General features: G+C 72.7%; 22 protein-coding genes. 7 read left to right on the forward strand and 15 right to left on the reverse strand.

The annotated features are described in order from the left end of the window. Positions 1 to 9: 9 nt before the first annotated feature. Positions 10 to 522, reverse strand: a complete 513-nt coding sequence (locus ACZ601_RS10205; RefSeq protein WP_469535402.1) for a GNAT family N-acetyltransferase — start codon at positions 520 to 522, stop codon at positions 10 to 12. A gap of 59 nt (positions 523 to 581) precedes the next feature. On the opposite strand from ACZ601_RS10205, the gene ACZ601_RS10210 reads away from it, so the two are divergent. Then, on the forward strand, positions 582 to 1682 hold the full coding sequence (locus ACZ601_RS10210; RefSeq protein ID WP_469535405.1) for a serpin family protein: 1101 nt from the start codon (positions 582 to 584) through the stop codon (positions 1680 to 1682). Between the two features lie 9 nt (positions 1683 to 1691). Here ACZ601_RS10210 and ACZ601_RS10215 read toward each other — a convergent pair whose 3' ends face one another. Beyond that, positions 1692 to 2786 carry a DUF2330 domain-containing protein gene (locus ACZ601_RS10215; RefSeq protein WP_469536446.1) on the reverse strand — a complete coding sequence of 365 codons (1095 nt, stop codon included), beginning with the start codon at positions 2784 to 2786 and terminating at the stop codon, positions 1692 to 1694. A 275-nt stretch (positions 2787 to 3061) separates the two neighbouring features. Between ACZ601_RS10215 and ACZ601_RS10220 the strand changes: the two genes are divergently transcribed. Further along, on the forward strand, positions 3062 to 5176 hold the full coding sequence (locus tag ACZ601_RS10220) for a bifunctional glycosyltransferase 87/phosphatase PAP2 family protein (protein ID WP_469535407.1): 2115 nt from the start codon (positions 3062 to 3064) through the stop codon (positions 5174 to 5176). Positions 5177 to 5292: 116 nt separating this feature from the next. On the opposite strand, the gene ACZ601_RS10225 is transcribed toward ACZ601_RS10220, so the two are convergent. Next, entirely contained in the window at positions 5293 to 6543 is a 1251-nt protein-coding gene (locus ACZ601_RS10225) for a cytochrome P450 (protein WP_440575912.1), read from the reverse strand. Between the two features lie 317 nt (positions 6544 to 6860). Between ACZ601_RS10225 and ACZ601_RS10230 the strand changes: the two genes are divergently transcribed. Both ACZ601_RS10230 and ACZ601_RS10235 read left to right on the forward strand, forming a co-directional pair. Then, positions 6861 to 8039, forward strand: coding sequence for a steroid 3-ketoacyl-CoA thiolase (locus ACZ601_RS10230; RefSeq protein ID WP_440575911.1), 1179 nt, complete (start codon positions 6861 to 6863; stop codon positions 8037 to 8039). Between the two features lie 96 nt (positions 8040 to 8135). Continuing rightward, positions 8136 to 9431, forward strand: a complete 1296-nt coding sequence (locus ACZ601_RS10235) for an alpha/beta hydrolase family protein (protein WP_469535411.1) — start codon at positions 8136 to 8138, stop codon at positions 9429 to 9431. 79 nt (positions 9432 to 9510) lie between these two features. Here ACZ601_RS10235 and ACZ601_RS10240 read toward each other — a convergent pair whose 3' ends face one another. The 9 genes from ACZ601_RS10240 to ACZ601_RS10280 all read right to left on the reverse strand — a co-directional run bounded on the left by ACZ601_RS10240 (position 9511) and on the right by ACZ601_RS10280 (position 19594). Continuing rightward, on the reverse strand, positions 9511 to 9894 hold the full coding sequence (locus ACZ601_RS10240; protein ID WP_451313657.1) for an aggregation-promoting factor C-terminal-like domain-containing protein: 384 nt from the start codon (positions 9892 to 9894) through the stop codon (positions 9511 to 9513). Positions 9895 to 10255: 361 nt separating this feature from the next. After that, entirely contained in the window at positions 10256 to 11083 is an 828-nt protein-coding gene (locus ACZ601_RS10245) for an ECF transporter S component (RefSeq protein WP_469535414.1), read from the reverse strand. Beyond that, positions 11080 to 12798: an ABC transporter ATP-binding protein gene (locus ACZ601_RS10250; RefSeq protein ID WP_469535417.1), complete on the reverse strand. Its 1719-nt coding sequence runs from the start codon at positions 12796 to 12798 to the stop codon at positions 11080 to 11082. Before ACZ601_RS10250 ends, ACZ601_RS10245 begins: the two co-directional genes overlap by 4 nt. Beyond that, complete coding sequence (locus ACZ601_RS10255; protein ID WP_469535420.1) at positions 12795 to 13961, reverse strand: energy-coupling factor transporter transmembrane component T; 1167 nt, start codon at positions 13959 to 13961, stop codon at positions 12795 to 12797. Before ACZ601_RS10255 ends, ACZ601_RS10250 begins: the two co-directional genes overlap by 4 nt. After that, on the reverse strand, positions 13958 to 14653 hold the full coding sequence (locus tag ACZ601_RS10260; RefSeq protein ID WP_469535422.1) for an SCO2322 family protein: 696 nt from the start codon (positions 14651 to 14653) through the stop codon (positions 13958 to 13960). Before ACZ601_RS10260 ends, ACZ601_RS10255 begins: the two co-directional genes overlap by 4 nt. After that, on the reverse strand, positions 14650 to 15915 hold the full coding sequence (locus ACZ601_RS10265) for a prenyltransferase/squalene oxidase repeat-containing protein (protein WP_469535424.1): 1266 nt from the start codon (positions 15913 to 15915) through the stop codon (positions 14650 to 14652). The genes ACZ601_RS10260 and ACZ601_RS10265 overlap by 4 nt, the downstream gene beginning before the upstream one ends. A 370-nt stretch (positions 15916 to 16285) precedes the next feature. After that, a complete protein-coding gene (locus ACZ601_RS10270) occupies positions 16286 to 17845 on the reverse strand; it encodes an MFS transporter (RefSeq protein ID WP_469535427.1) in 1560 nt (519 codons plus the stop codon). 217 nt (positions 17846 to 18062) lie between these two features. After that, a complete protein-coding gene (locus tag ACZ601_RS10275) occupies positions 18063 to 19103 on the reverse strand; it encodes an MBL fold metallo-hydrolase (protein WP_469535430.1) in 1041 nt (346 codons plus the stop codon). A gap of 119 nt (positions 19104 to 19222) precedes the next feature. Beyond that, positions 19223 to 19594: a VOC family protein gene (locus ACZ601_RS10280; RefSeq protein ID WP_469535432.1), complete on the reverse strand. Its 372-nt coding sequence runs from the start codon at positions 19592 to 19594 to the stop codon at positions 19223 to 19225. Positions 19595 to 19768: 174 nt separating this feature from the next. Here ACZ601_RS10280 and ACZ601_RS10285 point away from each other — a divergent pair, with 174 nt between their 5' ends. The 3 genes from ACZ601_RS10285 (at position 19769) to ACZ601_RS10295 (ending at position 22437) form a co-directional block, all read left to right on the forward strand. Beyond that, entirely contained in the window at positions 19769 to 21232 is a 1464-nt protein-coding gene (locus ACZ601_RS10285; protein ID WP_469535435.1) for an aldehyde dehydrogenase, read from the forward strand. After that, positions 21232 to 21465 carry a ferredoxin gene (locus ACZ601_RS10290; protein ID WP_469535438.1) on the forward strand — a complete coding sequence of 78 codons (234 nt, stop codon included), beginning with the start codon at positions 21232 to 21234 and terminating at the stop codon, positions 21463 to 21465. Before ACZ601_RS10285 ends, ACZ601_RS10290 begins: the two co-directional genes overlap by 1 nt. 96 nt (positions 21466 to 21561) lie before the next feature. Beyond that, the gene (locus ACZ601_RS10295) at positions 21562 to 22437 is read left to right on the forward strand and encodes a hypothetical protein (RefSeq protein ID WP_469535441.1); all 876 of its coding nucleotides are present in this window, start codon (positions 21562 to 21564) and stop codon (positions 22435 to 22437) included. A gap of 10 nt (positions 22438 to 22447) precedes the next feature. Here the strand turns inward: ACZ601_RS10295 and ACZ601_RS10300 are convergent, their stop codons facing one another. From ACZ601_RS10300 to ACZ601_RS10310, 3 genes are all read right to left on the reverse strand, one after another. Next, the gene (locus ACZ601_RS10300) at positions 22448 to 23092 is read right to left on the reverse strand and encodes a response regulator transcription factor (RefSeq protein WP_469536448.1); all 645 of its coding nucleotides are present in this window, start codon (positions 23090 to 23092) and stop codon (positions 22448 to 22450) included. A 53-nt stretch (positions 23093 to 23145) separates the two neighbouring features. Next, complete coding sequence (locus tag ACZ601_RS10305; RefSeq protein WP_469535442.1) at positions 23146 to 24483, reverse strand: sensor histidine kinase; 1338 nt, start codon at positions 24481 to 24483, stop codon at positions 23146 to 23148. Positions 24484 to 24616: 133 nt separating this feature from the next. Then, complete coding sequence (locus tag ACZ601_RS10310) at positions 24617 to 26593, reverse strand: helix-turn-helix domain-containing protein (RefSeq protein ID WP_469535444.1); 1977 nt, start codon at positions 26591 to 26593, stop codon at positions 24617 to 24619. Between the last annotated feature and the right edge of the window lie 78 nt (positions 26594 to 26671).

Here is a 26671-nt window from a genome sequence, read left to right on the forward strand (position 1 = left end):
CGCGGGCCCTCACACGGTGGCGCCGAGCTCCTTGGCGAACCAGTGCTCCGCGTACATGCGGTGGTGGAACGCCGGGACCTCCAGATAGCCGTGCTTCGCGTACAGCCCGCGCGCCTCGACCAGGTCGTTACGGGTGTCGAGCCGGATCAGCCGGACGCCCAGGGCCCGCGCCCGGTCCTCGATCGCCGCGAGCAGCAGCCCGCCACCGCCCGTGCCGCGCACCTCCGGGCGTACGAACACCCGGGTGAGTTCCGCGACCTCGCCGGGCCCGGCCGCCCCGTCCGCCGTCCCCTTCACGATCAGCCCGGCACAGGCCGCCGCCTTCCCGTCGAACCGGCCGACGACGAACTCGCCGGTCGGCGGGGTCAGCAGCGCGGCACCGTCGTCGGTGAGCCCCTCGTCGATCTCCTCGGCGGTCGCGGGCCGCTCCCAGTATCGGCTGGCGACCTCGTCGTAGTAGTCCCGGCGCAGCAGGGCGGCGTCAGGGGAGTCGAAGCGTTCGGGCGTCACGGTCCACGGCATTGGGCCATTCTGTCTTCCGCGCAGCCGCGCGGAAAGCGATTTGAGTGCAGGGGGCATCGGTGACGCGGGAGACGGTATCGACGACGGGGGCCGGGGCGGTCCAGCGGCTCGGCGAGCGGTGGATACGGGAGCTGGCGGCGCCCGGCGGCGGGAGCTTCGTGTGCTCGCCGGCCGGGCTCTGGCTGGCCCTGGCCGTGGTCGCGGCGGGCGCGCGCGGGGAGACCGCCGACGAACTGCGGACGGTGCTCGGGGTGGCGGAGCGGCAGGCGGCGGACGCGGTGACGGCCGGGGTGCGCGAGCTCGCGGCCACCGACGCGCTCGGGGTGGCGACGCGGGTGTGGACCCGGGTGCCGGTCTACCGGGAGTACCGGGAGGCGCTGGCGGACATCGGGTTCGGGCCGATGGACGCCACCGGGATCGACGCCTGGGTACGGGAGGCCACCGGCGGCCTGATCGAGCGGCTGCCGCTGGACATCAGCGACGAGATGCTGCTGGTGCTCGTCAACGTACTGGCGCTGAAGGCGCGGTGGGACGAGCCGTTCGATCCGGAGGACACCCGCGACCTGCCGTTCACCGACGCGGCCGGGGTGAGCCGCGCGGTGCCGACCATGTGCGCGGAGCGCGATCCCTGGGACGGCTGGACGGTGCGCGGCACCCAGGTCGTCGAGCTGCGCTGCCGCGCCGAGCGCCCCGGCGGCGCCCCGGCCCGGGTCCGGCTGGTGCTGGGGGAGCCGGGCGCGGGGGCGGCCGACGTTCTGCCCGCGGCCTGGGCGCCGCAGCCGCTGCGCACCCCGCTGGACACGGACGTCCTGAGTATCGAGGTTCCGCGGTTCACCCTGCGTACGAACGTTCAGGTGACCGAGCAGCTGGCGGCGCTCGGGATCCGGGTCGCGACGGGGGGAGCCGCCGACTTCGGCTGGCTGTCGCCCGAGCCGCTCAGGATCTCCCAGGTGGTGCAGGAGGCCGTGGTGAAGGTCGCGGAGGCGGGCGTGGAGGCGGCGGCGGTGACCGTCCTCGCCGCACCGGCGGGCGCGGCGCCCGTGCACCAGCGCTTCCTGCGCATCGCCTTCGACCGCCCGTTCGGGATCGTGGTCCTCGACGGCGGCGGTGAGGTACCGCTCTTCACGGGCTGGCAGGCGGACACCCCGGTGGAGGGCTGAGCCCGGCGCTCACCGCAGCGGTGGCGGCGCCATGACCGGCGGCGGCGGTGCCACCGGTCGCCGCCGCCGCGAGCGCGCCACCAGCAGCACCGCCGCGACCGCCACCGCCACGGCACCGAGCAGCGTCAGCACCCAGGCCGGAACCGGACCCACGGTCAGCAGCTCGTCCCGGTAGTACGTGGTCCGGTACGGGGTGTCGGCGGCCGTCGCCCGTAGCTCGTGGTCACCGTCGATCCGCTCCGGCCGGGGGAACGACTGGCTGATCGCGGTGAGGAACACCGGCTTCCCGCCCGTCAGCTCGCCGAGCGCCGGGTACGCGCCGCCGTCCCGTCCGGTGTCGACCGGCTCCGCGTAGGTCACCTCCGGCTCCAGCCCGCCGATCCGGCCGCGCGGCTCCATGCGGTGCGCCGCCAGCACGTACAGCCCCAGCGACTGCGGTGTCGTGGCGAGCCGGGACAGCCGCATCGGGTAGACCGGCTCTTCGCTGGCGAAATGCAGCCGCAGCGGGTCGAGCCGGCCGAGCAGCGGACCGCCCTTCTCGCGCGGGGCGAGGCGGATCGCCACGTACTCCCACTTCTGCTCGACATAGGGCCGCAGCGCCGTCGACAGCCGGTCCGGGAGCTCGAAGCCGTTCTCCGTCAGCCAGCCCTCCAGGGCGGTCGGATCGGTCGCGGTCAGCCGGGCCACGTCGAACGGCCCGAGCCGCTCCCGGCCCACCACCCCGACCGGCGCCTCGGCCGAGGGGGCGGCGCCGGAGTCCCCCGACGCGCTGCCCGAACCGCCGAACGGCCAGTCATCGGCGCGTGGCCAGAAGTAGTGCCTGGTCTCGTGGACCGGCGCGGTGAGGGTTTCGAGCTCGGAGAAGAGCGAGGCGTCACCCAGCCCGACCGTGGCGCGGTGCGGCACCGGCATGATCCACGCCGCCTCCGGCGCGTTCCCCCGGACGGTGAGCTGCATCACGATCTGCTCGGCGCCGCCCGACCAGCTGACCACGGAGGTCTCCCGGTCCACCGAGACCTGGCTGTTCCGGTCCACCACCATCGCCCCGCAGCCGCAGGCGTACGCCGGTGCGATCAACGAGCCGATCTGCAACGACACCAGCATCATGACGAGTGACAGCGCGCGGACCGCCCAGGCCCGCTTTCCGGCCCGTACCCCTTGGTCCGTCCCCGTCCACCGCATCGCGGCTCCTCCCCCTTGAGGGCCGCCGTAGGCCCTGGTCACGGGCTCAGACGTGGGGGCGGGCCCGCCGGTTCCGGCCGTCCGGGCCCGGACCGGCCGGGCCGCCGGACATTCTTTCGGACAAAAGCCGGATGACAGTCAGGCGAAGAGGGGGTTGATTGTGTCTACCTCATAGCGCAATGCGAAGGTTTCACAGCATGCCCGGATCTAGGGTCGGCACAAGACGGCAGGAGGGTCGGCGCAGCGTGGCGAATGCGGAGCACAGTGTGCGCGGAGAGGCGACGGCAGGGACGAGGACCGGGGCGGCCCGAGCTGTTCTCTGGCTGGTTGTGGCCGCGTTGGCCGTACGGCAGATGGCGGTGGTGCTGCGGCAGCCGCCTGGCGAACGGCTCACCGATCTGGACACCTGGACCGGTGAGAACGGTGTGCTTCATGTGACGGGCTCGCTGTACGACACCGACCGGTTCACCGGCACCCCCTTCGCCGGTCTGGTGCTGAAACCGCTCACCCGGACCGCCGAACAGAGCCTCGGCGTCGCCTGGACCTTCGGTTCCCTGCTGCTCGTCGCCGCCCTCGGCGTCATCGTGGCGCGCGCCCTGCCCGGACCGGTCAAGAGACGCACGGCGCTGTTCGCCGCACCCGTCGCGATCACCCTGCTGATGCTCTCGCTGCCGGTCCGCAACGCCCTCTACCTGGGCCAGACCAGCATCCTGCCGGTCCTCCTGGTGCTCGTCGGCTGCTTCGTGGTCCGTGGCGAGCGCGCCTCCGGCGTCCTGATCGGCATCGCGGCCGCGCTCCAGCCGACCGTGCTGCTGTTCGCCGCGCTGCTCTGGCTGACCGGGAGACGCCGGGCGGCGCTGACCGGCGGCGCCGCGTTCGCCGCCTGCACCGCACTGGCCTGGGCGGCGATGCCGCACGACTCGTGGACGTACTGGGTGCACCACGTCGCCGGGGCAGGCCTCGGCGACCAGGCCGACAGCCTCGCCAACCAGTCGCTGCACGGCGCGCTGCTCCGGTTCGGACTGGCCGGCCCGCTGGAGATCGCGCTCTTCCTGGTGCTCGCGGCGGCGGTCTGCTTCCTCGGTCTGCGCCGCGCCGCACGGTACGCGCGCGACGGTCAGCTGCTGCTCGCGGTGGCCGTCACCGGCTGTGTCGTCGTCGCCGTCTCACCGACCGCCTGGCAGCACCAGCTGCTGTGGGTGCTGCTCGCGGTGGTCGGCCGGGTCGGCACCCGGGCCTCGGACCGGATGGTGTGGCCGGCCGTCGTGGTCCTGGTGGTCACGCTGCCCGGCAAGATGCTGCTGCCGAACATCGAGTCGATGTTCCCGGTGCGCGACAACGTACTGCTGATCGCCGCGCTCGGGGCCGCGTGCGTCGCTCCGTTCCTGCCGCGCACCTCGCCCTACTGGCTGCAGCCGGTCCCCACCGACCACGCGGCCCCCGTCCCGGCCCGCTGGAGCCGGGTGCCGCTGCTGCCGTTCTGGCGGCGGGTGCTCAGCCGGCCCAACCTGCTGCTGGAACTCCTGCTGATCAGGGTCGTCTACTCGGCCTACCAGCACGTCAGGCTGGCCGCGACGGCAGGCCGTGCCACCGCCGAGCACCACGGCCGGCAGATCCACGCGGCCGAGCAGTGGCTGCACATCGACATGGAGCACTGGGCCAACCACGCGGTGGTCAAGGTCGGCTGGCTGCGGGACTTCTTCGACTACTACTACTCGACGTTCCACTTCATCGTGCCGCTGTCGATCCTCGCGGTGCTGTACGTGCGCCGCCCTACGGACTACCGCTGGGTCCGCAGCTCCATCGGCTTCGCCACGGTCCTGGCCCTGGTCGGGTTCTGGCTCTACCCGCTGGCCCCGCCGCGGCTGATGCCGGGACTCGGCTTCATCGACACCGTCCACGGCGTCCAGGACTTCGCGAAGCCCGACTACGGCACGCTGACGGGCGTGACCAACCAGTACGCCGCGATGCCCTCGCTGCACTTCGGCTGGTCGCTGTGGTGCGGTGTGGTGATCGTGATGCTCGCCCCGAAGGTCTGGATGAAGCTCCTCGGGGTGCTGCACCCGCTGTTCACGGTCTCCGCGATCATCGCGACGGGCAACCACTGGGTGCTCGACGCGGTGGGCGGGGCGGCGGTGGTCGCGCTCGGCTTCGGGCTGACCTACGCGCTGTCCGGACCGCGCCGGCTCCAGCGGCCGGCGGCCATGGACCGGGAGCCCCTGAGGGCGGCCGGGGCCGCGAAGGCCGGGAAGGCCGCGCGGCCGGAACCGCCGCCGAAGGTGGACGGTGAAGCGGTGGCCGGAAAGCCGTAGCCGCCCGGCGGCCCAACGGCTCAGCACGTCCGTCCGGCACCCGCGCGGGGTGCCGGACGGGTGCCGGACGGACATTCGGGACGGACGTTCGGGACGGTCCGGGCGACAGGCGGCGCTCAGGCGTTCGTGCTGCTCACCTGGAGTTGCTTGATGCCGTTGAGCCAGGCGGAGCGCAGCCGCCGAGGGTCGCTCACCAGTCGCAGGTCGGGCAGGACGTCCGCGATGGCGTTGAAGATCAGGTTGATCTCCATGACGGCGAGGGACTTGCCCAGGCAGAAGTGCGGGCCGCCGCCGCCGAAGCCGAGGTGCGGATTGGGGTCGCGGGTGATGTCGAACTTCTCCGGGCTCTCGAAGACCTCGGGGTCGTTATTGGCCGAGGAGTAGAACAGCCCGACCCGGTCGCCCTTCTTGATCTGCTGTCCGCCCAGTTCGAGGTCCTGGGTGGCGGTCCGCTGGAAGGAGACCACGGGGGTCGCCCAGCGGACGATCTCCTCCGCGGTCGTCTCCGGCCGCTCGCGCTTGTACAGCTCCCACTGCTCGGGGTGGGTGAGGAAGGCGTGCATGCCGTGGCTGATCGCGTTGCGGGTGGTCTCGTTTCCGGCCACGGCGAGCAGGATGACGAAGAAGCCGAACTCGTCGGACAGCAGGTTGCCCTCGCCTTCCGCGGCGACCAGCTGGGAGACGATGTCCTTGGCCGGGCACTCCTTGCGCGCCGCCGCGAGGTTCATCGAGTACGAGACCAGCTCCATGGCCGCCTCCGCACCGATCTCCTCGGTGATCGCGTACTCCGGATCGTCGTAAGAGGCCATCTTGTTGGACCAGTCGAAGATCCGGCTCCGGTCCTCCTGCGGTACGCCGATCAGCTCGGCGATGGCCTGGAGGGGCAGTTCGACGGCGATGTTGTTGACGAAGTCGAACGAGCCGTCTTCGTCCGCGCCGGCCTGCGCCGTCTCCACGATCGAGCGCGCCCGGCCGCGCAGCGCCTTTTCGAGGGAGCGGACGGCGCGCGGGGTGAAACCGCGCTGGACGATCTGGCGGACCCGGGTGTGCTCGGGCGGGTCCATGTTCAGCATGATCAGCTTCTGGACATCGATCTGGTCGCGGCTGATCGTCTCGTTGAAGCGGATCACCGCGGTGTTGGTGTTCGACGAGAACAGCTCGGGATGGGTCGACACGTACTTGACGTCCGCGTGCCGGCTGACGACCCAGTAACCCTCGTCGTCGAAGCCGGAGATGCCGGCGGGCTGGGTGCACCACCAGACCGGCGCGGTCTCCCGCATCAGGGCGAACTCCGGGTGAGGAACACGTGATTGGAGCAGGTCGGGATCGGTGAAGTCGAACCCTTCGGGCAGATGGGGGCAGGGCATCGGCAGCTCCAGGTCAAGAACGCCAGGTCGGTCCGAGAGCCGCCCGAGCTTCGTCTGACGACCCATCAGAAGTTGCCCGAAAGGTAGTAACGAGTTCTACAACTGACAAGAGGCATGGCCCGATCTGTTGCGTGAAGCGTCCGTGAACCAGGCCGGTTTGTGATGGGTGCTGACGGTGAAGCATGGGCAAGGTCCGTGCAAGCCCCTTGCGTACCGAGGGTAATCCTCATAAGACTGCACGAAGAACTAGAACGCGTACTAGTTCCTTCCGTGGGCGCCGGGACGCCTCTGCGGAAGTGCGAGGAGAGGACGAGCTCATGGCCGCGGAACCCGTCATCGTCGAAGCCGTACGCACCCCCATCGGCAGGCGCGCAGGCGCGCTCGCCAATCTGCACCCCGCCTATCTGCTGGGTGAGACCTACCGTGAACTTCTCGGCCGGACCGGCATCCACGCCGACTGCGTCGAACAGATCGTCGGCGGCACCGTCACCCACGCCGGCGAGCAGTCCATGAACCCCGCGCGCAACGCCTGGCTCACCGTGGGGCTCCCGTACGAGACCGCCGCGACGACCGTGGACTGCCAGTGCGGCTCCTCGCAGCAGGCCTCCCACATGGTCGCCAACATGATCGCGGCCGGGGTGATCGACGTCGGCATCAGCTGCGGGGTCGAGGCGATGTCACGGGTGCCGCTCGGCAGCGGCTCCAAGCACGGACCGGGCAAGCCGTGGCCCGACGAGTGGAACGTCGACCTGCCCAACCAGTTCGAGGCCGCGGAGCGCATCGCCCGCAAGCGCGGCCTCACCCGTGACGACGTGGACTCGCTCGGCCTCCTCTCCCAGGAGCGGGCGGCCGCCGCCTGGGCGGAGGAGCGCTTCAAACGCGAGACCTACGCGGTCCAGGTGCCCACCACGGAGGAGGAACAGGCCGCCGGACAGGGCATGTGGCGGCTGGTCGACCGCGACGAGGGGCTGCGCGACACCTCGATGGAGGGGCTCGCCGGGCTCAAGCCCGTGATGCCCACCGCCATCCACACCGCGGGCAACTCCTCGCAGATATCCGACGGCGCCTGCGCGATCATGTGGGCCTCCAAGCGCATGGCGCGGGCCCTCAAGCTCAAGCCGAGGGCCCGGATCGTGGCCCAGGCACTCGTCGGCTCCGACCCGCACTTCCACCTCGACGGCCCCGTGGACGCCACCCGTGCCGTGCTCGGCAAGGCCGGGATGTCGCTCAAGGACATCGACATCGTGGAGATCAACGAGGCCTTCGCCTCGGTCGTGCTGAGCTGGGCCCAGGTCTTCGAACGGGACCTCGACGGGCTCGCGAAGGTCAACGTGAACGGCGGCGCCATCGCGCTCGGCCACCCGGTCGGCGCCACCGGGGCCAGGCTGATCACCACGGCCCTGCACGAACTCGAACGCAGGGACAAGGAGTTCGCGCTGATCACCATGTGCGCGGGCGGAGCGCTGGCGACCGGAACGATCATCCAGCGGCTGTAACGCCCCCGGGGGAACCCCACCCCGATGGTGTCGTCAGGTACACCCATGTCCGGGGGTATACGCGGATGTTGGCGACCGTCGCGGTTGCCTAGATTCATGGACATGGAAAACAACGCGAGCAACTCCGCCCGGACGACCGCCACTCGACGCCTCCTGGCAGCCGCCACCGTGGTGGTCCTCGCCGCACTGGGTACGGTTCCCGCCGCGGCGGCCGGGCACGCAGAGCCCGGCCGCCAGGCGTCGGCACACCACACGTCCACACCCGCCGCCCGGCACGACGAACGCGGCGGACTCCTCGCCCTCACCCCGGTGGCCCGCCTCGGCCGGGCCGACGTCGCGGACTTCCTCGGCACGGCGGGCATGGACACCGGCACCGTCAGACACGGCGTCCGCGCCTACCGCCTCACCTACCGCACCGTCACCCCGCAGGGCGCACCCACCACCGCCACCGGCCTCTTCGTGCTCCCCGAGGGCGGCGCCCACCGGCTGGACCTGGTCTCCGACACCCACGGCACCATGGTCAACCGGGACGACGCCCCCTCGGTCGGCGAGGACTTCGGCCGCTACGCCCCCTACCTCCAGGCATCGGCCGGGCGGGCGGTCGCCGCACCGGACTACCTCGGCCTGGGCAAGGGCCCCGGATTCCACCCGTACATGGACACCGGGTCCGCCGTCACGGCATCCCTCGACATGCTCCGCGCCTCGCGCACCGCCGCCCAGCGGCTGGGCCGCCCGCTCACCGGCGACGTGTACGCGAGCGGCTTCTCGCAGGGTGGCCAGGTGGCCATGGCACTGGGCAAGGCGCTCGGCGGCGGCGCCGACCGAAGCTTCACCCTGCGGGCACTGGCCCCCGTCTCGGGGCCGTACGACATCGAGCACGCCGAGGCGCCCGGACTGTTCGACGGCAGCATCAACGACACCAGCGGCATCTTCTACATGACGTACTTCCTCACTACGCAGAACCGTATCCACCCGCTCTGGAAGGACCCTTCCGAAGCCTTCCGGAAGCCGTACGCGGACATCGTCGAGAGCCTCTTCGACACGAACCACACGGAGGAGGAGATCTTCATGTCCCTCCCCGCGACGCTGAAGGAACTGGTCACCGACGACTACTACCAGAAGCTCCAGCACCCGACCGGTGCCCTGCTCGCCGCGTACCGCGCCCAGGACGGCAACTGCGCCTGGAAGCCGGACGTCCCGGTACGGCTCTACTCCTCCTCCGGCGACACCGACGTGCCCATCGCCAACGCCCGCAGCTGCGCAGCCGATCTGGCGCGGCGGGGGGTGAAGGCGCCGGTGATCGACCAGGGATCGACCACCCACAACGAGACCTACCTGAAGTCGGGTCCGCAGATCGTGCGCTGGTTCGACGCCGAAGGGGCCCGGCGCTGATCCCCGGCCCGCACGCCGACAACCCCGGCCGCGTCGCGGTCGGGGTTGTCGGTCATACGCGGACGGAGTCCGGGCCGGCTCAGTACCAGCTGTTGGCCTGCCAGAACGACCAGGCGCCGCACGGGCTGCCGTAGCGGGAGTTCATGTAGTCCATGCCCCACTTGATCTGGGTGGAGGCGTTGGTCTGCCAGTCGGAGCCGGCGGACGACATCTTCGAACCGGGCAGGGCCTGGACCAGGCCGTAGGCGCCGGAGGAGGCGTTGGTCGCGCTCGGGTTCCAGCCGCTCTCGTGGCTGACGATGTTGCTGAAGCACTGGAACTGCGCCTCGTCACCGATCATCTGCCTGGCCGTGTCCTGGGCACTGCCGCCGGCGGACGTCGGCGCGGCGGACGGGGCCGCCATGGCGGAGGTGGCGCCCACGGCGACACCGCCGACGCTCAGGAGGACGGCCGCACCGGCCATGACGGTCTTGCGGCGGGCGTTGCGGGGCTTGGCGAGAAGGGTGCTGGCGAACGACACAGAGAACCTAACGTCGGGAACGGTTGAGTCGCCCGCCGGTCCGAATCCTGCCTGGCCCGGTGCTCGTTGACCGCTGTCCCAATCCGGTGGACGCTGCGGCGCTCGGCGACGTCAACCAGTGTTAGCGGCGCCTTTCAACGACCGCAATGACCCCCATTACGACCCCGCTTCGCACCCAGGACCGAAGGTCCCGAACCACACCAAACCGCTTCATAGCAGGTAGGAGGGGATAGGTCGGGGGTTTACGCACGATCCCGGCGGCTCCTATTCCGCTTCGTAGAGGACCAAGGTCCTGTGGGTGCCCTCACTCCGCCGGGACGTCGAATGTGACCTGGGCCTCGAAGGCGGCACGCCGGGTGGCCCTGCGCAGCGCCTTCAGCAGCGCCGCCCCGACCGTCAGCGTCAGTACGACGGTGAGCACGGCCCGGCCCAGGTCCCAGCCGGCCGAGGTGGCCGCGCAGTAGGCGAGGAAGCGCACCAGGTTGTCGCCGAGCGGGTCACCGGGGTGGAAGGAGATCCCCGAGCCGAGGCCCGGCACGATGGTCCAGCCGTACAGATTCATGACCGTCCCGTACGCGAACGCCGCGACCGCCCCGTACGCCGCCAGCATCAGCAGCTCGGCGCGCCCGCGCAGCCGGTCCGGTGCGGGCAGCAGGCCCGCGCCCATCGTGAACCAGCCCATCGAGAGCATCTGGAACGGCATCCACGGGCCCACCCCGCCGGTCAGCAGCGCGGACGCGAACATCGTCACCGAGCCCAGCACGAATCCGAAGCCGGGCCCCAGCACCCGGCCGCTCAGCACCATCAGGAAGAACATCGGCTCAAGACCCGCCGTGCCCGCCCCCAGCGGCCGCAGCGCCGCGCCGACGGCGGCCAGCACCCCCAGCATCGCCACCGCCTTCGCGTCCAGCCCGGCGTCCGCGATCATCGCGACCACCACCCCGACCAGCAGCGGCAGCAGCGCGGCGAACAGCCACGGCGCGTCCTGCGCGTGCGCGAGGCCCGAATCGGCCCCGGCCAGCAGCGGCCAGCCGAAGGCGACCACCCCGATCGCGCTGATCAGCACCAGCGCGGCGACGGCCCGTGGTCCGAGCCGCACCGGCCGGGCGCTCCGGCCCGTCGTGCCGCTCATGCCCCGCCCTCCAGCGCCGCGCGTACCTGGGTCACGGTGAGCCACTCCTGAGGGGCCAGGATCTTCGCGATCTGCGGGGCGAACGCCGGTGAGGACACCACGACCTGCGGGGTCGGCCCGTCCGCCACCACCTCCCCGTCCGCCAGGATCACCACCCGGTGCGCCAGCTCGGCGGCCAGCTCCACATCGTGTGTGGCCAGCACGATCGCGTGGCCCTGCGCCGCCAGCGCGCGCAGCACCCCGACGAGCCGGGCCTTCGCCGCGTAGTCCAGGCCCCGGGTCGGCTCGTCCAGGAGCAGCAGCGGGGGCCGGGAGGTGAGCACGAGGGCGAGGGCCAGGGCGAGGCGCTGGCCCTCGGAGAGATCGCGGGGGTGGGTGGTGTCGGGTACGTCCGGCAGCAGCTCGGAGACCAGGGCCCGGCAGCTGCCCGGTGCGGCGCCCGCGTCGGCGTCCGCCGCCGCGCACTCGGCGGCGACCGTGTCCGCGTACAGCAGATCGCGCGGTTCCTGCGGTACGAGCCCGACCCGGCGCACCATCTCGCGCGGCGGCGTGCGGTGCGGGGTCCGGCCGCCGACCAACACGCTGCCGGAGGTGGGCTCGACCATGCCGACGAGGGCGGCGAGCAGGGTGGACTTGCCCGCGCCGTTACGTCCCATGAGCGCGACGGTCTCGCCGGGCGCGACGGTCAGGGTGACCCGGCGCAGCGCCTCGACCCGGCCGCGCCGCACCCCGAGGCGCTCGATCCGGGTGATGGCGTCGGTGACCGGCTCGGGCGCGGCGGCCACCCGGCCGAGCAGTCTGCCCAGCCCGTACCGCCGCGCGGCGGGGCTGGGAGCGGCGGTCGTCACCCCGGACGGCAGCGACGGCCCGGCCGCACCACCGACCGGGACCGGCTCCGTACCCGCCAGCCGCTCCCGCATCCCCGGGGCCCGCCGCCGGGCATCCCGCACCGAGAGCGGCAGCGGGTCCCAGCCCGCCAGCCGCCCGAGCGCCACGACCGGCGGATGCACCGGGGAGAGGGCCATGACATCGGCGGGGCTGCCCATCACCGGGGCGGCGCCCGGCGCGGGCAGCAGGACGACCTGGTCGGCGTACTGCACGACGCGCTCAAGGCGGTGCTCGGCCATCAGGACCGTCGTGCCCAGGTCGTGGACGAGCCGCTGGAGGACCGCGAGGACCTCCTCCGCAGCCGCCGGGTCCAGCGCGGACGTCGGCTCGTCCAGCACCAGGACCCGGGGGTGCGGGGTGAGCACGGAGCCGATCGCGACGCGTTGCTGCTGGCCGCCGGAGAGCGTGGCGATCGGCCGGTCCCGCAGCCCGGCCAGGCCCAGCAGATCAAGGGTCTCCTCGACCCGCCGCCGCATCACGTCCGGCGCCAGGCCCAGCGACTCCATGCCGTACGCCAGCTCGTCCTCGACCGTGTCGGTCACGAAGTGGGAGAGCGGGTCCTGCCCCACCGTGCCCACCAGATCCGCCAGCTCGCGCGGCTTGTGCGTACGGGTGTCGCGCCCGCCGACGGTGACCCGCCCGGTCAGCCGCCCCCCGGTGAAGTGCGGTACGAGCCCCGAGACAGCACCCAGCAAAGTCGACTTACCGACTCCCGAAGGGCCGATGAGCAGCACCAGCTCACCCTCGGGAACGGTCAGATCGACCCCCGACAGGGCGGGGCGCCCGGCCCCCTCGTACCGCACGGAAACATCGTCGAACCGGATCACAGCTGCTCCTCGAAGCCTGTGGGGGAAGGCGGGACGGGCGCGACCAGCGCGGGCAGCAGACCGATCAGCACCGCGGCGGCGGGCCACAGCGGCAGCACCGGCGCGACCAGCGGTACGACTCCGGGGTGCAGCGCCTCTGGATCGGCGCCGCCCGCCCAGATCATCGCCACCGCGACCGCCGCACCGGAGCCCGCGACCAGCCAGGCCCGTACGCCCCACCGGTCGGGCCGGTAGCGGGTCCGCACCGAACGCCTCCCGCCCAGGCGCAGCCCGGCCATCGCCGCGACAAGACCGGCGATCAGCAGCGGCAGCCCGTACACCGCGCCCTGCGCGGCGAGCAGCCCGTACGTACCGGCGCAGACCCCGAGCAGCCCGCCCAGGGTGAGGACGTTCGTGGTGTGCCGGACGGCGGCCGGCACCTGTGCGGTGCGCCCGTAGCCGCGCGCGTCCATCGAGGCCGCCACCGCGACCGACCGCTCCAGCGCACCCTCCAGGACCGGCAGCCCGATCTGGAGCACCGCCCCGACGCCACCGGTCGGCCGGCCGCGCAGCCGCCGGGCGGTGCGCAGCCGCACCACGTCTGCGACCAGGTTCGGTGCGAACGTCATCGCGACGACGACGGCCACCCCGGCCTCGTACAGCGCACCGGGCAGTGACTTCAGCAGCCGGGCCGGGTTGGCGAGCGAGTTCGCCGCGCCGACGCAGATCAGCAGGGTGGCCAGCTTCGCCCCGTCGTACAGCGCGAACAGCAGCTGCTCCGCGGTGACCCGGCCGCCGATCCGCACCCCCTTCGCCCAGTCCGGCAGCGGCACCTCGGGCAGGGTGAAGACCAGGTGCGTGCCGGGGATCGGGGAGCCGAGGAAGACGGAGAACAGCAGCCGCACCCCGATGACGAACAGACCGATCTTGATGAACGCCCCGTACGAGCGGGCCCACGGCGCGTCCGTCCGGCGCGCGGCCACCACGTACCCCGCCACGCCCACCAGCAGGCCGAGCAGCAGCGGGTTGGTGGTCCGGGACGCGGCGGTGGCGAGCCCCAGCGCCCACAGCCACCACGCCCCGGCGGGCAGCGCGTTGCTCCGGGTCGCGGCGGGGGCGCGCCAGACCGGGACCGGGGCGACGGCCGCCGGAGCGTTCCCGGTGCCGTCCGTCGAGCCGTTCATCCGCGGCGGCGGCGGGCCTGCGCGACTGCGGCGATGCCGAGCAGGAGGACGGCGCCGATCCCGAAGAGCACCCCGGCGGACGGACCGCCGCCGGAACCGCCGCTGCCGGAAGCGGACGCGGAAGCGGAAGCGGACGTGGGCGCGGGCGTCGTGGCCCGGCCGCTCTCGGTACCGGTGGTCCCCGAGACCTGCTCACCGCACCCCGCGGCCGGGTAGCCGGAGATCGCGCAGAGCAGCGCGTCACTCCCGTACCGCAGCGGCTTGGCCACGGAGGCGAGCGCCTCCGCACTGCTCGCGTCCTGGGGAACCCGTGCGCACGCGGTACGCGGCGGGGGCGGGGTCTCGCCCTGCGGCGCGTCGGCGGCGGTGCCGGGGTCGATGACGAGCGCGACCCGCTTGGTGCCGCCCTTGGCGGGGGTGTCCGCGCAGATCTTCGCGAAGTCGGGGGAGCGGCGCGGTTTCGCCGCGTCCTGGGAGTCGGCGCTCACGGCGAACCGGAAGCCCTGCACGGAGCCGTCGTCCGGCCGGACCAGGGACGGCCCCTGGGTGGCGTACGCCCACCCGCTGCCGGAGCCCTCCCAAAAGGACCAGTAGCGGTAACCCGCCGCCTGGGCCGTCCCGGTGCCGAGGAGCACGGACAGGACGGCGCCCAGGGCCACCAGCAGCGCGGTGGCCCGTCCTCGGCCGCTCACCGCTGCTGGTTCTTGCGGCGGCCGCTGATCAGGAATCCGGCGCCGGCGCCGACGGCGAGCCCGATCCCGACGAACCACCAGACACCGCCGATCCCGTCTCCGTCGCCGCTGTCCTTCTTCTCCTCCTCTGTGGCGACCGGCTTCGGCTTCGACACGGAGGCGGGCGCGGGACCGGTCGCGTTCAGCTGGGCGACGAGGTCGGCGCCGCCGAAGTCGTGCACGTCGGCGCCGGTCGAGTGGGCGGCCATGACCAGCTGGGCGTAGGCGGCGGGGCCGCTCTGCGCGGCCCAGTCGGCGGAGTTCTTCGCCAGCCACTTCACGGAGGCGGCGGCCTTGTCCTTGTGCCCGGAGGCGGACAGGGCGACGACCGCGTCGGCGGTGTTGCCGAAGTCGGGCTGCGGGGCGCTGTCCTCGGCCCCCGGCATCGGCGGCTGGTCGAGGTGCCCGGTCTTCGCGAGGGCCCCGGCGAGGTAGTGGGCGCCGTTCTGGGCGGCCCGCTCCGGCCTGAGCGGCTTGCTGGTCTCGCAGGTGGGGGCCTTGGCCGCGGCGGTGTCCCCGACGACGAGCCCCTTGCCGAGCGAGCCGAGCACGCCCGCGGCGGTGGCGTCGCCGTTGGCGGCGAGCTTGCCGGCCTTGTCGGGCTGGTAGGCGAAGGCGCCGCCGTCCTTGCCGCCACAGGGGATGGCGAAGGTGAGCAGGGCGTCGTACGGGGTCTTGCCGCCGTGCGTCGTGATGTCCCCGAGCTTCTTGCCGGCGCGGGCGAGGGCGCCGATCACGATCGAGGTGGAGTTCGCGTCGCTCGGGCTGCCGGCGGTGTACCCCCAGCCGCCGTCCTCGTTCTGGACGGACTTCAGCCAGTCGAGCCCGTTGGCGACGAGCTCCTGGTGCTTGCCGACCTCGTGCAGCGCCTGCACGGCGGCCGCCGTCGCGTTGGTGTCGATCATGGTCTTGGCGTCGCACGGCACGGAGGGGTCGGCGCGGTAGGCGGCGAACGCCCCGCTGTCGCACTGCTGCCCGACCAGCCAGTCCACGGCCTGCGCGGCGGGCATGACGCCCACGGACCGCTGCGAGACGAAGGCCAGCGACTGCCGCCACACCCCGTCGTACGTCGGGTCCGTCGTGCCGTACAGCCCCGAGGGCAGCGCCGTGGACGGGGACGGAGAGGGGGACGGCGCGGCGACCGCGGCCGGGGCTGCGGCTGCGGCCGCGCAGAGCACGGCAGCGGTGGCGGCGAGCGCGGCTGCGCTGCGGCGTACGGTCATGGCGGGCGGGGCCTCTCCTGCGGGAACCGGTCCCAGGCGCACACAGGCACCGGGCTCCGGCTCCGTATACCTCGACGGTGCCGGCCACCGGGGTCCCGGTGGCAGGAGCCGGTCACGACACGGACAGGGCATTTCGACTCCCGCCGAGGGGCGGTCACGACTGCGTGGTCAGTGCCGGATTCGCACCGGCTTCCCCCTGAACGGGCATGATGACGACTCGCACACTCTACCGGGCGGGTATCGCGGGAGCCCGGACCGGGCGCCGCCGCCCAGGCGGCCTGCGGAGGGGGTGGCCGGTGCGCGGCCGGGAGGCCGCGTCGGTCCTCAGTGGCTGCGGTGACCGGAATTCACCGGGCCGTTCGCGGTGGAATCACGGGCTGACCATTCGGTCGTGGGCCGGTTCCGGTACCGCCTGCGCGGGCTTCCCGGCCGGATGCAGGGCGATCGCCAGCACGGCTGCGCCGAGGAGCGCGATGAGCATGATCCAGACAGCGCCGACGTGCATGGCGTGAATGAACGCGTCGTCTGCGGCGCGCGCGAGGGCGGGCCGGTGGATCTCGGTGGCGACGTGCCGGGCCTGTTCGGCGGAGACCCGTACCCGGTCCCGCGCCGGGCCGGGTACGCCGCCCACCGAGGTCTCGATCGCCCGCCGGTACACGATCGACATGACCGTGCCGCCGACCGCGATCCCGATCACGCTGCCGGTCTGGCGCACGGTATTGGTGACGGCCGACCCGGCCCCCGCCCGGTCCAGCGGCAGGGAGCCGATCAGCGCCGCCGTCACCGGACCGATCACCGTGCCGATCGAGATCCCCTGGACGAACAGCATGATCTCGATCAGGGCGAGCGGGGTGTGCAGTCCGATGAGCCCGTACGTGCCCATGGCCAGCGCAGCCGCGGCGAGCGCGGGCACGCTGACGGCACGCAGTGACCAGCGGCGGACCAGGCCCGCCCCGACAGTTGCCCCCAGGAGCGCGCCGAGCGCTGTCGGGAGGCCGGCCAGGCCCGCCTCCATCGGCGTGAAGCCGCGTGCGCCCTGCAGGTAGAACGCGCCGTAGAACGTGACGGCGGCCATGGCGAAGAGCAGCAGGCCGAGCGCCGCGTTGCCGCCACCGAACACCCGCTGCGCGAGCAGCCGGGGATCGAAACCGGGCATCCTGCTCCGCAGTTCGACGAGGACGAAGACGGCCAGCAGACACCCGCCGACGGCGATCGGCGCCCAGACGTCCGTACGGCCCCAGTCGGCGACCTGCCCCGCCCGGATCAGCCCGTAGGCCAGTGCCGCGAGCCCGCTGATGGACAGCAGCATTCCGGCCGGATCCAGCGGCCGCCGGACGGGGCTGCGGAAATTCGGGACCAGTACGGCGATCCCGACCAGCGCCACCACCACGACCGGGACATTGACCAGGAAGACCGAGCCCCACCGGAAATGGTCCAGGAGCACCCCGGCCAGCACCGGGCCCGCGGCCATTCCGACCCCGGCGGATGTCGAGGAGACGGCGATCGCGGTCGACCGCGCCGGGCCGCTGAAGGTCCACATAAGGATGGCCAGGTTGGCGGGCACGATCAGCGCGCTGCCCACCCCCATCACGGCGCGGGCGGCGATCAGCTGGCCGGCGTCGCCCGCGTACCCCGCCCGCAGCGAGGACCCCGCGAAGACCACCAGCCCGGCCACCAGCACGGTCCGGTGGCCGAAGCGGTCACCCAGCGCGCCTGCGGTGAACATCAAGGTGGCGAAGGCCAGGGTGTACGCGCCGGTGGCCCACTGCAGCTCGGCCGGACCGGCGTTCAGTCCGCGGACCGGGTCCGCGAGGGTTTCCAGAGTGGTGCTCAGGACGGTGTTGTCCAGCCAGATCAGCAGGGAGCACGACATCAGGACGGCAAGGATCAACCGCTGCCTGGACTTCGGCAGCGTCAAAGACGCGGTCATGAATACCTTCGGACGCGATCGATAAAGATCTGACGACCGGACCGTAAGTAATCGGAGTGCCTCTGTCAATTCTCAAGTGCCTTAAAAAAACCAGGATTTGAAGATTGCTGTCCGGCCACAGCTTTTCGCGTATGTCAATTCCTTGCCGTCGCGAATTTGATTCGGGCTCAGGCTATTCGGGCGGTCATAAACTCACGCCTTTTGTCAATTGGTGGGGTCACACGGCGACGAACGTCACCGGGCCGCTTCCCGTGACCGCCTCCGCGCGCCCCAGCTTGACCAGGCGGCGCACGTGCGCTTCGGCCTCGGAGACGGCGATGTTCCGCGATCCGTAGGGGATCTGCTCCCAGGGGCGGTTCCACTCCATCCGTTCCGCCAGCTGCCACGGTGTGAGCGGTTCGGCCAGGAGTCCGAGGAGGCCGGTGAGGCGTTCCTCGTGGTGGTCGAGGAGTTCGCGGACGCGGCCCGCGGCGTCCGCGAAGGCGTGCTGGTGGGCGGGCAGCACCTCGGCCACCCCGAGGCGGCCGATCCGTTCCAGGGAGGCGAGGTAGTCCCCGAGCGGGTCGGTCTCCGTCGCGTCGTCCGGATTCTCGTAGAGGCCGACGTGCGGGCTGATTCCGGGGAGCAGATGGTCGCCGGAGAAGAGGCGTCCACGGCCGGGCAGTTGGGCCGGGTGGTCCTCCTCCAGGTGCAGGCAGACATGGCCCGGGGTGTGGCCCGGGGTCCAGATCGCGCGCAACTCGCGGCCCGCCAGGTCGAGGAGCTCGCCGGGCACGATCTCGCGGTCCGGGAGCGCGGCCCGCAGACCGGGCAGGGTGCGCATGCGGCCGCCCTTCTCGCGGGCGGCCAGCAGCGGGGCGATGTGGTCCTCGGGCGCGCCCACCGTGGCCAGCTTCGCCGCGAGGTACGACAGCCAGGTACCCGGTTCCGACTCCCGGGTGCGGCGGACGATCGCCGTGTCGGCGGCGTGCATCGCGATCCAGGCCCCGGACGCCTCGCGCACCTGGCCGGACAGGCCGTGGTGGTCGGGGTGGTGGTGGGTGATGACCACGCCGTGGATGTCGGTGACGTCCACGCCCACCGCCGTGAGCCCGGCCGTCAGGGTGTCCCAGGCCTCGGGGTCGTCCCAGCCGGTGTCGATCAGCACCGGGCCCCGGTCCGTGTCCAGGACATGGACCAGGGTGTGGCCCAACGGGTTGTCAGGGATGGGGACTTTGATGCTGTGGACGCCACCACCGTGGTTCATCACCTGCGTCATGGACTCCCCATCTCCTCGCGGTCTCGGCGGCGCGCTGGTACCGGCCACGGCGCGCCGCGTCCACTGTAACGAGAACTTGTTCCAGTGGTAGCCCCGGTCGACCACCTGGTCCGCACCGGTTACCCGGTCAGGGTGGACTTCGGCCGCACGATGCAGAATTCGTTGCCCTCCGGATCCGCGAGCACGGTCCAGGACTCCTCGCCGGTCTGCCCGACGTCCGCATGGCGCGCACCGAGTGCGAGGACCCGCTCGATCTCCGCCTCCCCCTCGTCAGGACCCGTGGTCAGGTCGAGGTGCAGGCGGTTCTTCACGGTCTTCGTCTCGGGTGCGGGCATGAAGCAGATGCCCACCGGGGCGTTCGCGTCCGGTCCGATCACCACCTCCCGCTCCCGCTCGGAGAGGACGCGCCATTTGAGGACGGCGGCCCAGAAGCGGGCCAGGGCGGGCAGATCGTGTGCGTCGATGACGATGTGGTGGAGGGATGCGGTCATGAGGCCCAGTCTGCATCGTCGTCCCGCGCTTCGGGAGTTGTCCCAGCCGTGGACTCCTGGAACTGGAACTGGTATCAGTTCTGACACAAAGCCATCTGACATCAAGTCAGATGCAGGACCGGTCCAGCAAGTCAACGAGTCGGGTCACGTGCCGCGTCGCGGGAGGCAGCAGCCATGAGCGAGCTTGTCGAACACGGAAAACTGTTCATCGGCGGGGAGTTGGTCGATCCGCTCGGGCGGGAAGTCATCGAGGTCATCTCCCCGCACACCGAGCAGGTCATCGGCCGGGTGCCGCATGCCGCACAGGGGGATGTGGACCGGGCCGTCGCCGCCGCCCGCCGGGCGTTCGACGAGGGGCCCTGGCCCCGGATGGCACTGGACGAGCGGATCGCCGTCGTCACCCGGATCAAGGACGCGTTCGCCGCGCGGTACGAGGAGATCGCCCGGGTCATCAGCTCGGAGAACGGCACCCCGTACAGCTCCAGCGTCATGGTGCAGGCCCTCGCCGCGATGATGGTGTGGGACGCGGCGATCACCGTCGCCCGCACCTTTCCGTACGAGGAGCGCAGGGACGGGGCGCTCGGGCCGCTGCTGGTGCGCCGTGAGCCGGTCGGGGTGGTCGCGGCCGTCGTGCCGTGGAACGTGCCGCAGTTCACCGCCGCCGCCAAACTCGCGCCCGCGCTGCTCGCCGGGTGCTCGGCCGTCCTGAAGGTGTCGCCCGAATCACCGCTGGACGCCTACATCCTGGCGGAGATCGTCGCGGAGGCGGGGCTGCCCGAGGGCGTGCTGTCGATCCTGCCGGCCGACCGCGAGGTCAGCGAGTACCTGGTCGGGCACCCCGGCGTCGACAAGGTCTCCTTCACCGGGTCCGTCGCCGCCGGACGGCGCGTCATGGAGGTCGCTTCGCGAAACCTCACCCGCGTCACCCTGGAGCTGGGCGGGAAGTCCGCCGCCGTGATCCTCCCCGACGCCGATCTGGAGGCCGCCGTCGCGGGCATCGTGCCCTTCGCCTGGATGATCAACGGGCAGGCCTGCGTGGCCCAGACCCGGATCCTGGTCCCGCGTTCCCGGTACGAGGAGACGGCCGAGGCGTTCGCCGCGGCGGCCGGTGCGCTCAAGGTCGGTGACCCGCTCGATCCGGCCACCGAACTCGGCCCGCTCGTCGCGCGCCGCCAGCAGCAGCGCTCCCTCGACTACATCCGGATCGGGCAGGAGGAAGGCGCCAAGATCCTCACCGGCGGCGGGCGTCCGGCCTCGCAGGAGCGCGGCTGGTACGTGGAGCCGACCCTCTTCGGGGACGTCGACAACTCCATGCGCGTCGCCCGCGAGGAGATCTTCGGCCCGGTCATCTGCCTGCTGCCGTACGGCGACGAGGACGAGGCGGTGAAGATCGCCAACGACTCCGAGTACGGTCTCAGCGGCAGCGTCTGGACCGCCGACACGGAGCGCGGCATCGACATCGCCCGCCGGGTCAGGACCGGCACGTACAGCGTGAACACCTTCAGCCTCGACATGCTCGGACCGTTCGGCGGCTACAAGAACTCCGGCGTGGGAAGGGAGTTCGGGCCCGAGGGATACGGGGAGTACTTCGAGCACAAGATGATCCATCTGCCCGCCGGGTACGGGGGAGCGTCCTGATGGGGGACCGGTGGAGCGTCGAGGTCGACCGAGGCGTCTGCATCGGCTCCGGGATGTGCGTCAACCACGCACCGGACGGCTTCCGGCTGGACTCCGCCCGGCAGTCGCACCCCGTGGACCCGGAGACCGACGCCAACGAGCGGGTGCTGGCCGCGGCCGAGGGCTGCCCGGTCGAGGCGATCACGGTCGCCCTGTCCGACACCGGGGAAGTGGTGTTCCCGCCGGAGGAGTGAGCGCCGCAGCACCCGCCCGGGGTGTGGCCCGCCACACCCCGGGCGGGTGGCGGACCGCAGTGACCGGGCGGGGGGCGTCGCGACAGAGTCACCAGCATGTCCACAACGACACCACCCACCACCTGGCCCGGACCGTCCCGCACCGCGGGTGTACCCGTCCGCGCGGCCGTCCTGCTCACCGCTCTCGCGGCGGCCCTCGGCACCGCCTTCGTGCTCGCCCCCGGACCGGTGGCCCGGAGCCTGTCGGGCGGTGGCTACGGCAGCCGGCCCGAGCTCCAAGGCCGCCTCTCAGCCTCGTTCGTCGACTACTGGGCGGCCGGTGAGCGGAGCTTTCCCGCCGGTCTGCGCGGCCTCGTCGACTACTGGTCCCGCTACCACCTGGTCAAGGCCGTGACCGCAGGGCTCCTGCTGGCCGTGCTCGTCGCGCTCGGCGTGCTGCTCCGGAAGGCGTACCTGCGGGCCGGCGGGCTCACCGCGGGGAGGCGGGCCGCTCTCGCGTCCGCCGGGGCGGCCGTCACGGCGCTCGCGCTGTTCTCGCTGGCGATGGTGATGGCGAACGTCCAGGGGACGTTGGCGCCCTTCTCCTCGCTGATGTCGATGCTGCCGCTCCACGGGCCTCACGGAGTCCCGGCCGGCACGCTCGACGAGATCAGACGGCAACTGGCCGCCTACCCGGACGGGGGCCAGAGCTCGCCTCCCGTCGAGGTGATGGTCAGCGACTTCGGGCGGTACCACGCCGTGCTCGCGGTGGCCGCTGCGGTGGTGGCGCTCTCCGCTGCCGCGATCAGCGCGGTGTCGTGGCGGAGGTTCGCGGTGGCGGCGTCCGACCGGCGGACCAGGCGCGTGCTCCGGTCGTCCGGGCTGTTCTGGGCCCTGATGGCGGCGGCCGTCGCCGTGATCGCGGTGGCGAACACGGCCACCACCGCGGACCCCGCCCCGGCGCTCCTGGCCTTCTTCGAAGGCGGCTGGTGAAAGGGCGCCCTCAGGCGTTGAGATGGGCCAGGACGGCGAGCACCCGGCGGTGCCGGGTGTCGTCGGGCGGCAGGCCGAGCTTCGCGAAGACGTTGCCGATGTGCTTCTCCACCGCGCTGCCGGAGAGCACCAGGCGCCGGGCGATGGCCGTATTGGAATGGCCCTCGGCCATCAGCGCCAGCAACTGCCTTTCCCGCGCGGTCAGTTTCTCCAGCGGGTCGTTCCGGCGCTGCCGGGCCAGCAGCTGGGCGACGACCTGCGGGTCGAGCACCGTCGCGCCACCGGCGACACGGACCAGGGCGTCCAGGAACTCCTCGACCCTGGCGACCCGGTCCTTCAGCAGATAGCCGACCGCGCCGGCCCCGTCCGCGAGCAGATCGGCGGCGTAGGACACCTCCACGTACTGGCTGAGCACCAGTACGGGGGCGCCGGGCAGCCGGCTGCGGGCGGTGGCCGCCGCCCGCAGCCCCTCGTCCGTGTGTGTCGGGGGCATGCGCACATCGACGACCGACACGTCAGGGCGGTGCGTGAGCACCGCCTCGACCAGGGCGGGGCCGTCGCCGACCGCCGCCACCACCTCGTGACCGTCCTCCGAGAGCAGCCGCACCAGCCCCTCGCGCAGGAGCACCGCGTCATCGGCGACGACGATCCGCAGCGGCTCGCGCGGCGCCGGGACCACCGGTCCTCCCTGCGCAGCGCCGTCCCGGGTCAGTGACACGGGAGCTCCGCCGTGACCGTCGTCGGGCCGCCCTCAGGACTGTCCACCGTCAGCCGGCCGCCGACCGCCCGCGCCCGGTCGGCCAGACCCAGCAGCCCGTGTCCCTCGGCCGGCGCGGCCCCGCCCACCCCGTCGTCCGTCACCCGGACCCGCAGGACGTCCCCGGTGCGGCGCAGCCCGACCGTGCACCGGCGGGCCCGGCTGTGCTTGGCCACGTTCGTCAGGGCCTCTGCGACCACGAAGTACGCGGCCGTCTCGATGCCGGGCTCCAGCCGGCCGCTCAGCGGAGCGGCGTCGAGTTCGGCCGGGACGACGCTGCGCGCGGCCAGGGCGCGCAGCGCCTCCCTGAGCCCCCGGTCGGTGAGGACCGGCGGGGCGATGCCCCGTGACAGCGCCCGCAGTTCGTCCAGGGCCTCCTGGGTCCGCAGGACCGCGTCCGCGAGTGCGGCCCTGACCAGTTCCGGTCTGCGGTCGAAGTGGTGCTGGGCGCGGCCCAGTTCCATCGCCAGCCGGACCAGCTGCTGCTGGGGCCCGTCGTGGATGTCCCGCTCCAGCCGCCGCAGCGCGGCGGTCTCCGCCGTCACCGCCGCGACGGCCTGCGCGCGGGCGGTGTCGCGCTCCTGCTCAAGGCCGCTGATCCTGCGGTGCAGCGCCGACATGTTCGACAGGAGCGCCTGCCCGAGCCCGGCCTGGGCGGCGACGCACGCCCGGGTCACCAGTGGCAGGGACGACAGCATCAGCACGCCGACCGAGAGGGCGAACGCGATCCGCCCGGACGGTGACGTCAGGCCCAGGCTCAGCGCGACATGGGACCGGTCGCTGCCCGCGTACAGGGTCATGGGCCGCAGCGAGCCGGGCGCGACCTCGTTGCGCAGGGGGTACGTGACGGTCGCGACCCCCACGAACCACCACAGCGCCGTCACCACCGAGGTGACCAGGACGACGGGGAGCACCAGCACCGCGTGCGCCACGTCGAGCCACAGCTCCGGGTCTGCCGCGCCGTCCGTCCCCTTCGGCCTCGGCCGCCGGCCCGCGCCGCCCGCCCCGCCGGTCCGGGTGCGCACCGCGCCGATCCGCCACCACTCCAGGTCGCCGGGCCGCCGGGCCAGTGCCAGGGCGCGGGCCGCGACGGGCGACCCGCTCGGCACCAGCGAACCGGCCGCTGCGGCACTCAGGCCGCCGGCCACCAGCAGCAGACCGGCGGCCGCGCTCAGCGGCGCGGTGAGGAGGTACAGGGATTCCACGAGCGTGCGACGCCCGGCGCGGACAGCGGGACCGACACCAGGCCGCCACCGGCCGGCGACCACGGAGGGCAGCGTCTCAGCCATGTCCTCAGCATAATCACGCGGGCCGGCGGCACTCCGGCCCGACGGCCCGGCACGGAGAACAGGACGGAGGGCAGGACGGAGGACAGGACAGAGAACGGGACGGAGGACAGGACGGAGAACAGGACTCAGGACCTCAGCGGTCCGGGGTTCCCGACAGCAGGTGCAGGCGCAGCGCCAGCTGGAGTTCCAGCGCGCGGTCCGGCTCGTTCCAGTCCCGTCCCAGCAGCACCTGGATCCGGTCCAGCCGCTGCACCACCGTGTTGACGTGTACGTGCAGCTCGTCCTTGGCCCGGATCAGGCTGCCGCCCGCGCGGAAGTACGCGCCGAGTGTCCGCACCAGGTGGGTGCCGCGCTGGGCGTCGTACTCCAGCAGCGGCCCCAGTGCGGCGGAGACGAAACCGCCGACGTCCTGCCCGTTGCCCAGCACCACGCCCAGGAAGCCCAGTTCGTCCACGCACGCGCCCTCACCCGTCCGCCCCAGCACCCGCATCGCCCGCAGGCAGCGCGCCGCCTCCGCGTACGCGGAGGCCAGCTCCCGCGCGCCCCTCGCCGGGCCCGTGGCGGCGACGGTGACCGGGGCCTGGGCCAGCTGCCCGAGCTGGGCCGCCGCCGAGCGGGCCACGGCCCCGGCCGCCGGGCCGGAGCCGTCCGCCTCGATCAACAGGACCACCGCGCCCGCGTGTTCGGCGCTCACACCATGGATCTCCCCGCCGAACAGGTAGCGCATCGCGGCCGGGGCCAGCCGTTCCCTGGCGCCGGTCTCCGCGACCAGCAGCAGATGCGGGCGGTCCAGGTCGATGCCGAGGCGGCGGCCGCGCTCGACGAGCCCGGCCGGGTCGCGGACGGGGTCCGTGAGCAGGTCCGCGATCAGTTCGCCGCGGATGCGGTTCTCGGTCTCGGCCACCGTGCGCCGCAGCAGCAGGAGGAGTCCGGTCACCACGGAGGAGCGCTCGAACAGCCGCCGGTCGGAGTCGTCCAGCGGCCGGCTCCGGTGCAGCACCAGCCCCGCGAGGAGCTCCTGTCCGGCGAGCACCGCGCAGACCACCCGCCCCTCCCGGTGCACGGCGCGGGCACCGGTACGGGACTCCTCCGCCGCCTCCGCCAGCCAGCCCGCGTCCATGCTGTCGGCGGCGAAGCCCGTACCGTCCGGGCGGACCGCGGCCAGCGGGCGGCCGCCCGGGTCGTGGATGGTCAGGGGGGAGTCGAGCAGCGCGGCGACGGCGGCCGCCACGTCCTTCACGTCCCGGCCGCGCAGCACCAGGTCGGTCAGCCGGTCGTGCGACTCCTCCGCCCGCCGCATCGCCGCCGAGTGGGCCCGTACGGAGGCGTTGGCCTCGGCCAGCTCCGCGTTCGCCTCCGCCAGTTCGGCGAGGGCGGAGGTGGTGTCGGCCAGGGCGCGGGCGGTGTCGATGGCGATCGCGGCGTGCGCGGCGAGCGAGCACAGCAGGGCCACCTCGTCGGGGCTGAACACCCGGGGCGCCCGGTCGGCCGCGAACAGGACGCCGATCACCTTGCCCGTACCGCCCCGGCTGGAGCCGAGCAGCAGCGGCACGCCCAGGATGGCGACCAGGCCCTCGTCCAGCACCCCGGCATTGATGTTGCGGGTGTGGTGGAAGCGCTCGTCGGTGCGGTAGTCCGGCGTCGCGTACGGGCTCGCCGTCTGCGCCACGAGACCGCCGAGCCCCTCACCGAGTTCGAGGCGCAGCCGCTGGAAGAGCAGCGACACGGAGCCGTCCGTCACCCGCATGTAGGTGTCGCCCGCCTCCTCGTCCGGGAGCGTGAGGTAGGCCGTGTCCGTGCCGAACAGCATCCGGGCCCGCCGCACGATCGCCTTCAGCACGTCGTCCAGATCGCGGGAGGCGGCCAGGTCGCCCGCCGTGTCGAAGAGCGCGGTGAGCTGGAGCTCGCGGCGCCGGTGCTGGCGCAGCGCGCCCCTGATCCGCAGCGCGGTGGCGGTGGCCCGCTCCACCTCGGCCAGCTCGCCCGCGGGTACCCCGTCGGCCCGTGCCGTCGACAGGACCGCGCCCAGCACCTCGGCGGGGGCGTCGTCGGCCAGCAGCTCGAACAGGTGCCGGAGGTGGGGCGCGGCGGAGGGGAACGGCTCGGACATGGCGGCCAGCATTCGTAGACGTGCGCAGACAGGGGGGCAGGGGACAGGGGCAGAGGACAGGGAGCAGGGGCGACAGGG

The organism is Streptomyces sp. NPDC104307, from assembly GCF_055584045.1.